General features: G+C 39.8%; 6 protein-coding genes and 2 pseudogenes. 3 read left to right on the top strand and 5 right to left on the bottom strand.

The annotated features are described in order from the left end of the window. From HWQ40_RS10765 to acs, 5 genes and pseudogenes are all read right to left on the bottom strand, one after another. Window positions 1-940 (bottom strand): annotated as a pseudogene (locus tag HWQ40_RS10765) (ISLre2 family transposase); the annotation flags it as partial. A gap of 210 nt (window positions 941-1,150) precedes the next feature. Beyond that, entirely contained in the window at window positions 1,151-1,339 is a 189-nt protein-coding gene (locus tag HWQ40_RS10760) for a DUF1643 domain-containing protein (protein WP_292777551.1), read from the bottom strand. After that, complete coding sequence (locus HWQ40_RS10755) at window positions 1,332-2,543, bottom strand: nucleotide kinase domain-containing protein (RefSeq protein WP_292777548.1); 1,212 nt, start codon at window positions 2,541-2,543, stop codon at window positions 1,332-1,334. Before HWQ40_RS10755 ends, HWQ40_RS10760 begins: the two co-directional genes overlap by 8 nt. A gap of 173 nt (window positions 2,544-2,716) precedes the next feature. Further along, window positions 2,717-3,397, bottom strand: coding sequence for a tetratricopeptide repeat protein (locus tag HWQ40_RS10750; RefSeq protein ID WP_292777546.1), 681 nt, complete (start codon window positions 3,395-3,397; stop codon window positions 2,717-2,719). A gap of 323 nt (window positions 3,398-3,720) precedes the next feature. Further along, window positions 3,721-5,694: an acetate--CoA ligase gene (gene acs, locus HWQ40_RS10745; RefSeq protein WP_292777545.1), complete on the bottom strand. Its 1,974-nt coding sequence runs from the start codon at window positions 5,692-5,694 to the stop codon at window positions 3,721-3,723. A gap of 713 nt (window positions 5,695-6,407) precedes the next feature. Between acs and HWQ40_RS10740 the strand changes: the two genes are divergently transcribed. The 3 genes and pseudogenes from HWQ40_RS10740 (at window position 6,408) to HWQ40_RS10735 (ending at window position 7,221) form a co-directional block, all read left to right on the top strand. Beyond that, window positions 6,408-6,596, top strand: coding sequence for a hypothetical protein (locus HWQ40_RS10740; protein WP_292777543.1), 189 nt, complete (start codon window positions 6,408-6,410; stop codon window positions 6,594-6,596). Between the two features lie 228 nt (window positions 6,597-6,824). Then, a pseudogene (locus HWQ40_RS35610) lies at window positions 6,825-7,055 on the top strand (DUF3011 domain-containing protein); the annotation flags it as partial. A 10-nt stretch (window positions 7,056-7,065) separates the two neighbouring features. Further along, window positions 7,066-7,221: a hypothetical protein gene (locus tag HWQ40_RS10735; RefSeq protein ID WP_292777541.1), complete on the top strand. Its 156-nt coding sequence runs from the start codon at window positions 7,066-7,068 to the stop codon at window positions 7,219-7,221. Window positions 7,222-7,511 lie beyond the last annotated feature (290 nt).

The raw sequence follows: 7,511 nt of genomic DNA, 5'->3' as shown, positions 1-7,511 counted from the left end.
CTGCACCGTCCGCAATTAATAAAACCTGTTTTGCCTGACTAATTCCTAAATTAACCAAGTACATCTCTAATATCTGTAAAAATGCTTGATATCCTGAATACGTCCCATCATTGGTAATCGGAATTTCTCCATTAATAATCTTTTCACCATCGTCATTTACTACATAAATTGTTAATAACTTTGGCTCAATCCATTCTCCTGTAAAGCCTAAACGATTAGTCTTGACCTTACGCCTTCCCTTATTGTTAATCCGAATCCGAGTACGACCGCCATCCACAGCAATGACAACACGTTGGTCTTTCAGAACATTACTTGTAGCTAAACTGCCCAGAGCTAAACTTGTTAATTTAGATTGGCGTAAATTTATGCCAATTTTACCAAAGTAATATGTTAGCCGTTCTATGCGTTTTAGGCTGATATTTATGCCCCAATCAATTAATGTTGTCCGCGCTGCCTCAAACGAGCCAGCAATTGCACCATATTGGGCAATAGTCGATAAAACGTTAGGTGTTAACCCCTCAGACATTCCCAAATATCTTAAAAAGGGACAAAATCCTTCATGTAAAGATTTCTTATTTTTCTTTGATTGAGTTTGACGTTCAACTACATAGGGTAATTTTAAATTTACTTTCACATTTCCAATTGTTAATATTTGTCGTTTTTTAAAACCATGCTTTTGTGTGTTTGTTTGCCACTATCCCCGTGTCTCTTGCTCTGCTTTATCCAAAAAATCTTGAGATTTTGACAGATTATGGAGCAACAAAGCTGTACATTCTCCAGCCATTATTAATGCAAATTCTCTAATTTTTTGCTCACGTTCTCTGAAAACGCGTCCATCCCATTCTGAAATATTCTTTAGTTCTAAAAGTTTCGTAACTTGTTCTTGAAAGTTTTCTAATGATTTGCTTAAATCGAAAGTAGAATATATATGATTTTTCATAAGCGCGTAGGCATTCCCTGTTTTGATGTCAGATATCAAAACCTTTACTCCAAAGGGAATCCTACCTTTTTTTTGCCACAAAAACGAGTCATCTTCAGACCCTACAAGAGAACTGGAAATTTAAAGCAGTGTTAATACTGCTTTAAATGTATAAAGATTCATACTGTGCTTAAATATATTTATTAGCGATCGCACCTTTTTCACCCAACCTCACAAAATCGCGTTGCTCCCTGCGGTACTTGGGTTAAGCATGACAAAAGTAATTAGCGGCAAATTTGCATCCCATCTACGTCCTAGTAAGTAGCGGTACTTTCCAGTGGTATCGATGTCGGCATATCTTTCCATATAATGTGCTTGACTTTGAACTACTGCTGATTTAAGATACCCAGTTTTATTCAAATAAGCACAACTGTTGAGAATTTTCTATTTGTGTATTTTGTAAAGTTTTTGATTTTTTACTCTTATTACTTTTATGGTTAAATTGAGACTCTTGCTCATCAGTTTTATGTAGTTTTGATACATATTCTGGGATTAGAGAGGTTGCTTTTACAATCAAATTTAATTCCAAAGACAATTGCTGATAATTATTCTTATTGTGTTGTTGCAAATTAGGAATATCTAATTGTGGTAATCTTTGTGATAAATTTACTTTAACTTTCTCATTAATACACCATTTAGGCGGATAAAAATAATCAATTGGTTGAGGCGTTGAAGTAAATTTTGATTTTATTTTTTTGCGATTACTTTTCAAATCAGGAAATGCTGATCGGCAATATTTATCAGTTTCACAAAAAAGATTTTGACAGTCTATAGCCTGTAGCGGACGACCCCAAAGTGATTGAAAATTTAACCCTAACCGTTGAAACTCTCTCTCTTGGTTTTCAGTCATCCAGCGAATTATATCAGTATATGTTTTCCCATCTGTATCAATAAAGCACTTATTTATACCACGCTCGGCTCCTGGGCCTGCTATAGTAAAACTGTTTTCGTCAAAGTTGATAATTTCACTATAATTAATATCTGTCGCTAATTGGTAAGCCATAAACTTACCTAGCAATGGATATTCTTGAATTATCTGAAAAACATCTTCAAGTTTTTTGGCTTTGACTATGCGATTGACTACCCTATCTTGGACAACCATTTTATCAATTAATGCCAAATGATTTTGGTGTTTTTTATCACAACCAAACTCTTTGCTGGCACAAGACATATATGCACTAGTGTAAATAACATATCCAAGATTCATAGCCTCTTCTAATATATCTGAATATATATTTGAGTCGAAATTAGACAGTGTAATATAATCTCCTATTTTGTTTTCTAAGTACTCCCATGTTTCTATTTTATTAAAAATTTTAAAGAGTAGAATCCGTAAAATTAGTTCTTCTTCATTCCTGCTCCTATTTTCATCGTAAATTACGTTTTTGATCAAATATTGTGAAACGCGATCGCTTGCTCGATATGCATTACAAAATTTATAAGTATTAATAATCTGGTCATTCGTCCAGGGTGGTGGTACCTTGTTAATTTTGTTGAAAAATACTTCCTGGCGCATCGTAGCAAATCGCCAATAAGTATCAAAAATTTCTTGTCTTACTTGCATACATGGTTCTCCTGGTTTATCGTCATCAGTTTCAAACCTGTTTTTTATCCATAAGCGAAGATTATGCGACAACTGCCGCATAATCTTCGTATCCGATTGCATGTCTGGCAAAACATCCTTAAAGCTAATTGTCAGCAACTCTTCTGAATTTTATCCACTGAATAATATGATTTTCAGGAAACTCCAGGCTCATCAGCAGTTTTGATCTCTTTTAAAATTCGTTCGACTTGGTTAACTTTTTCACCTCTATTCTGTGATTTGAAAATATTTAAAGCTTTTTCTAAAGAAGATAGCGCCTCATCTTTTTTATTTGTTTGCCACATTGCTAGTGCAAAATTAGTCAGCGCTTCGCCATAATTAGGATTAATTTCCAGAGCTTTTTTATATTCAGTAATGGCTTCTTCCCAGCGACTTTGACTTGCGTAAACCATACCGCTCGCATTGTAGGCTAAAGCATATTTTGGCTGGAGGCGAATGGCTTCTCGATAGGCGCTAATTGCTTCTTCTGATTTTTTTTGCTGAAAAAGCACGTTTCCTAATTGAAAGTGCCCAAAAGCATCTTCTGGAAATTTTTTAATAAATTTGCGTAAATTTTCTTCTGCACCTTTAAAGTCTCCTTGATTATACAGAGTATTAGCTTGTTGGATTAGTTGCGATCGCTCTGGTGTATCTGTACCTGAAGCTTGTGCTATTTTTTGTGGTTGTCTCTGTGCAGACTGTTCTAGCGAATGTAAAGAAACTTTTGCAGGAACCGCTAACACTAATGGTGATATCCCCATTACACTGATAATACTCAGCATCATGCAGCCAATAGGTTGAACAAATGCTGATTTGGATTTGCACTTCACCTTCATCGCCCTGAATGCCTCAATAATGTTCTAATCTTTATGATAAATTGGCCTGCGTTAGCGCGTAATGCATCACAAGACAAACGGTAAGGGTCGCATATCTGTGCGCCCCTACTAAGCTCATTTAAAACCTCGTTTCCAGCAAGAGGCTGGAAATGCTGCTCCTGGCGGCTCTGCCGCCAGCAAGGGAGGCGGCAGCCCCTAGGACGGCATTCCCAGTCGGAGACTGGGAACGAGACAATATCTAAAAGCTTGTTCTAGGCTGGTTTTCACGTTAAGTTGACACCAATGCATATCTGTGCTGCCCTAATAAGCTCATTTGGAATTATTTACACGCCTTCTCGTAACTTATCCAACACACTCCGATCTTCCAATGTCGAAGTATCTCCAGATACCTCTTGCCCTGCGGCTAGATTCCGTAGTAAGCGCCGCATAATCTTACCCGATCGCGTTTTGGGTAAAGCGTCTGTAAAGCGAATTTCTCCAGGACGCGCGATCGCACCAATTTCTTTGACGACGTGCAGTTTGAGTTCTTTACTCAGTTCCTCACTTCCTTGATAAGTACCTTCTAAAGTCACAAAAGCAACTACTTCTTCACCCTTAAGTTCATCGGGTTTACCCACTACCGCCGCTTCTGCAACTGCTGGATGCGAAACTAAGGCTGATTCTACTTCCATTGTACCGAGTCGGTGTCCTGATACATTCAATACATCATCTACACGACCCATTACCCAGAAGTAGCCGTCTTCATCAAGTCTAGCGCCATCACCAGCAAAGTAAGTATAGTTACCATTTTGGGGTGGAATGTGTTCCCAGTAGGTGCGGCGGAAGCGTTCTGGATCGCCGTAGACTGTCCGCATCATTCCTGGCCAAGGATGTCGCACCGCCAAATAACCGCCTTCGTTATTGGGTACGGTGTTTCCTTCTAAATCTACGACATCTGCGATAATTCCTGGGAAGGGAAGAGTTGCAGAACCGGGTTTGGTAGGAATCGCCCCTGGTAGCGGTGTAATCATAATACCGCCTGTTTCCGTTTGCCACCAAGTATCAACAATTGGACAGCGTTCCCCACCAATAACTTTGTGATACCACATCCAAGCTTCTGGGTTAATCGGTTCGCCAACGGTTCCCAGCAAACGCAACGAAGACAAGTTTCGCGCGTTGGGATGTTGTTCACCCATCTTAATAAATGCCCGAATTGCCGTAGGTGCTGTATAAAAAATGTTAACACCGTATTTTTCAATTACATCCCAAAAACAGCCAGGATTAGAAGCACGGGGCGCACCTTCATACATTATCGTGGTTGCACCGTTGGAGAGGGGACCGTAGACAATGTAGCTGTGTCCCGTAATCCAACCTACATCTGCGGTACACCAATATACATCTGTGTCTTGCAGGTCGAATATCCACTTGGTGGTGATATGGGTATACAAATTATAACCAGCAGTTGTATGTACTACGCCCTTCGGTTTGCCCGTGCTGCCGGAAGTGTAGAGGACAAACAGCATATCTTCACTGTCCATCGGTTCGGCGGGACAATCTGCTGATGCACCTTTTTGCAAATCATGCCACCAATGATCGCGTCCGCCCAACTGCATATAAGTTTCTTGTCCGGTACGCTTGACAACTAAGACATTTTCTACACTGGGAACAGCACCATCAGCTAAGGCTTTATCTACCTGTTCTTTGAGAGGAACGATCGCATCTTTGCGCCAACCACCATCAGCCGTGATTACTAGTTTAGCTTGAGCATCAATTAAGCGATCGCGCAAAGCTTCGGCACTAAAACCACCAAATACTACGCTGTGGGGTGCGCCAATTCTGGCACAGGCTAACATCGCGATCGCAGCTTCAGGAATCATCGGCATATAAATACCAACGCGATCGCCTTTTTGTACACCCAGTTGCTTCAATACATTGGCGAACTGGCAAACTTCCCGATGCAGTTGGGCATAAGTGAGGGTACGCGAATCACCTGGTTCTCCTTCCCAAATCAATGCTGCTTTATTTTTTCGCCAGGTGGTAAGATGTCTGTCAAGGCAGTTGTAAGAAATATTAATCTTACCGCCAACGAACCACTTAGCAAAAGGTGGTTGCCAGTCTAATACTGTGTCCCATTTTTGGAACCATTCTAATTCTGTTACAGCCAAATCTGCCCAAAATTGCTGCGGATCGGCTTTGGCTTTGTCGTAGAGACGCTGATAGTCTTCCAGGCTTTTGATATGAGCATTTTGCGAGAATTCCGAGCCAGGATGAAAGAGGCGCTTCTCTTGTAGGATTGATTCTATAGTTGGTTGAGACATGGTTAGTTATGAGTGCGATCGCTATTGTTACTAAAAACTATTCTTAGCCCAGTTATGCTATACCGTGTTTAGATTTTCATTAAGCTGGGTAGAAATTGCCGAGTTATTTAGTTTACATTCATTTTCATCTACCACAAGCAAGCGATCAAGAAATGTAAAGACGTTTTGCAACCTATCTACCGGGAATTTGATATGACGACTATTTTTCACTAATGAAGCAAGAAACGTTTATAGCGGTTCCCATTCAGATGCGGTACAACATTACATCACGAGTGTAGGGGCACGGCAGTACCCCTACGTGTCAACTTAACGTGAAAACCTTGTAATGACGTTATATCAAACTTACTCAATTACCAATCAATCCTGAGTTACCCCACCCCGGCTTTGCTGACGCAAAACCGCCCCTCCCCTTACCAAGGAGAGGGGTTGGGGGTGGGGTAAAGCGTATGTGGGATAAGCGTTTGAGCTTAAGTTGACACCACTGGGCAGTGCCGTGCCCCTACGGGTGTACCTCACGTAAACGAGAACCGCCATAGTATTTTGTCGAGTGTGTATACCCAATTACAGTAGATAGCAGCACAATTGTACACAGCCGCAGAAGTAGCACTTCAAAACAATGATTTTGACGATGCTAGTTTGCTTCAGAGTAGAGCGGATAAAATTTATGAAGAGGCTGAAAATCTAGACACCTTGATCATTGAACTGGAGGGCGAATGAAAACTGTTGAACAATTAAAAACTCGCATTCAAGAACTAGGTAGCCAAGCTGCACAGTTTAGTCAACAAGCTGTTGAAATTAGTATTACTAATCGAGAACAAAGTAAAAGTTTGATGAGACAAGCCAAAGAAGCTAGTAAACGTTGCCAATTATTAATGCAAGAATTAAAAAGACAAATTACTTAAAGTTAATTTATAAAGTAAATCAAAAGGTAGGGTGTGTTATGGCTTTAGCCTAACGCACCGTTACAGAATACGGTACGTTAGGCGCTTGACTAAAATTTGTATTTGATGAAGTTCAAAGTGCAAATATTTTTTGCATTGAATCTGATTTATTCATTGGCTCTGAATGCAATTTGCTAGAATTACTATAGTTTTTGTTTCTGAAATCTGGAAGAAATCTAGCATTTTATTATGATTATGCGCCTTCCCACAATTGCTGCGACCTTTCTGGTTGCTAGTCTTAGTATAGGTACACTTTTGAGTATTGCTGCCCCAGCTTCGGCTCAAGAGATAATAACTTGTTCAAGCCAAAATAATCGAAGGAATACTTGTTCGGTAAATACAAGAGGCAGAGTGAGGCTTGTCAGGCAATTGTCTAACACCAGTTGTAGAGGAAATTGGGGCTATCGGAGAAATCGTATTTGGGTGAAAAATGGTTGCCGAGCTGAGTTTTCAGTTGGCGATCGCAGAAACGACAGATATGACAGATATGATAGAAACGATAGATATGACAGATATGACAGAGATAATAGGAACGATAGATATGACAGATATGACAGATAGGAGACTGGGTATTGCATCAAGATAGATAGTTAAGCAGAAATTAAGAAACTTACTTCTGCTAACTTTTATAAATAAAGCCCTTATCAACTCTAAGAGGGTATTGATTTCTATGTATGTTAATCAGACATTGCTTTCAACAGCGTGTCTAGTTGGTATCTATCCAGGGTTTCAAAACCTTTGGATAGATGTTTCGATCCTCTTGAGATTGACGAATAAAAAAATACTCAACTACTTCTTGTGAGGTGGGCTTCTCGCGATTAGGGACTTGCAAGAAAATAAGATCCCAATCAAACTGGAGTAATCGTGATATCCCAT

Origin of the sequence: Nostoc sp. NMS9 (assembly GCF_017114995.1) — a bacterium.
Taxonomy (GTDB): domain Bacteria; phylum Cyanobacteriota; class Cyanobacteriia; order Cyanobacteriales; family Nostocaceae; genus Nostoc.
Note: the sequence above shows the minus strand (reverse complement) of the source record. Positions and strands in the feature narration are given on the sequence as shown.

Bases quoted from the DNA above. Each gene is read 5' to 3' on its own strand.
- HWQ40_RS10755 (WP_292777548.1), bottom strand. From the start codon at position 2,543: ATGCAAGTAAGACAAGAAATTTTTGATACTTATTGGCGATTTGCTACG.
- HWQ40_RS10750 (WP_292777546.1), bottom strand. From the start codon at position 3,397: ATGAAGGTGAAGTGCAAATCCAAATCAGCATTTGTTCAACCTATTGGC.
- acs (WP_292777545.1), bottom strand. From the start codon at position 5,694: ATGTCTCAACCAACTATAGAATCAATCCTACAAGAGAAGCGCCTCTTT.
- HWQ40_RS10740 (WP_292777543.1), top strand. From the start codon at position 6,408: ATGAAAACTGTTGAACAATTAAAAACTCGCATTCAAGAACTAGGTAGC.
- HWQ40_RS10735 (WP_292777541.1), top strand. From the start codon at position 7,066: ATGGTTGCCGAGCTGAGTTTTCAGTTGGCGATCGCAGAAACGACAGAT.